Raw genomic sequence first — 1,657 nt, forward strand, 5'->3', positions numbered from 1 at the left:
CTGTAGCCTTTCATGCATCCTGTATGCGCAAGCGCACAAGTGATATAGGTTTTACCGCTACCGCAAGGGCCTGTGATGAGTAAGTTTTGTGATTTATTCAGCCAATCACATTGCAGTAGCGATGCCATCATCGATTGATTGAGACCTCGCGGGTGATGATAATCTATGTCTCTGGCGTTAGCGGCTAATTTAAGTTTTGCCGCTTTAAGTAAGCGTTGTTGTTTTCGGCTCTCTCGGTCTTGGGCTTCACTGTCTGCTAGCAGTTGTAGTCGCTCATCGAAGGACAACCCTTCATAAGTACTTGGTTGTTCCATTTGGCTCACTAAGGCGTTGGCCATACCACTGAGTTTGAGTTGACGAAGCTGAGTTATCGTTTGTTCTAACATAGAATTTCCTTACCTTAATGGAAGCTTTTAGGACCACGGATATTTTCATGGGATTGTGGCAATAACGTCGACGGCTCTTCTTGCGTTCGCGGCAATTTATCTTGGTTGCTACTGAGTATGTCTTTGATATGTTTTAACCGATATAAACTGTATTGATTGGCTATCGCACAGGCGTTATTGAGCCGATCGGCGGGATAGCTTCTTGATAGGTTGAGTAAGCCTAAGCACACACGATACGCTTGTTCTTCATGTTGTTTCTGTGCCAATTGTGCTTTCACCCAGAGCAAAACGTCATCTCCAATATCTTTCGCCCAATTCATTAAACGCCCTGGTGACCATTTATGATGCTTCTCATGCTTTACAGGCATGTGCTCGGATGTGGTGGTCATGCCCGGATGATATTTTCTCGGGTGACTGGTGATGCGTTTATGCTTGAAATAAGCCTCAATCAAGTTGTCTTTGGCATGAAGTTCAAGCTTTTCACCCACCAAGTGATGGGGTACCGAGTAAAGATGGTTATCATACTGAACGTGATAATCAATATTCACTTTGACGTGTTTAATATCCGTGAATTGATAAGCTAGTTTGGGCATGGGCGCGAGGGCGGGTTTGTCGATTGACTCGAACCATGATTGTCGTGTCCCACTCAGTTGCTTAAAGGGCTTATTATTGACCTCAAGCAGTAAGGCTTTGATGCAATGGTTTAGCTCAGCTAATGAGAAAAAGGTTTGGTGTCGTAACTTGGCGAGTATCCAGCGTTCAATGATTTGCACGCCCACTTCGGCCTTGGCTTTATCTTGTGGTTTTCTGGGACGAGCAGGCACAATCACGGTGCCATAATGCGCGGCCAATTGCTGATAACTCGGGTTAACATCAGGGTCGTAGCGACACGCTTTACTGACACCACTGCGTAAATTATCGGGGATAACCATGTCAGGTATACCGCCGATAAATTCAAATGCTCGCACGTGACTGCCGATCCAGTCGGGTAGACTTTGGCTCCAGGTTGCTTCACAAAATGTATAATTTGATGCGCCCATCACCGCCACGAATATCTGGGCGAACTTCACTTCACCCGTCGCATTACAAACAATGGGCATCGTTTGACCCGCATAATCGACAAAGAGTTTTTCTCCTGCTTTATGCACTTGTCGCATCGAACGTTTTTGCTTTTTAAGCCAGGTCATATAGCGATCGCAGAACTGAGAATAGCTGTAACAACGATTCGGATATTGCTGAGTATATTCTTCCCAGAGTAAGTTCTTGGTGAC

At 45.4% G+C, this 1,657-nt stretch carries 2 protein-coding genes; both read right to left on the reverse strand.

Features of this window, described 5'->3' with window-relative positions:
• A partial coding sequence (locus tag AAEZ22_RS17960) for an ATP-binding protein (RefSeq protein ID WP_352298319.1) occupies window positions 1-386 on the reverse strand: 386 nt, incomplete at its 3' end.
• A gap of 14 nt (window positions 387-400) precedes the next feature.
• On the reverse strand, window positions 401-1,657 hold a 1,257-nt coding region (gene istA / locus AAEZ22_RS17965; protein WP_352298322.1), incomplete at its 5' end, for an IS21 family transposase.

It is taken from the genome of Pseudoalteromonas sp. 20-MNA-CIBAN-0454 (assembly GCF_040308685.1).
In the GTDB taxonomy this organism is placed as follows: Bacteria; Pseudomonadota; Gammaproteobacteria; order Enterobacterales; family Alteromonadaceae; genus Pseudoalteromonas; species Pseudoalteromonas nigrifaciens.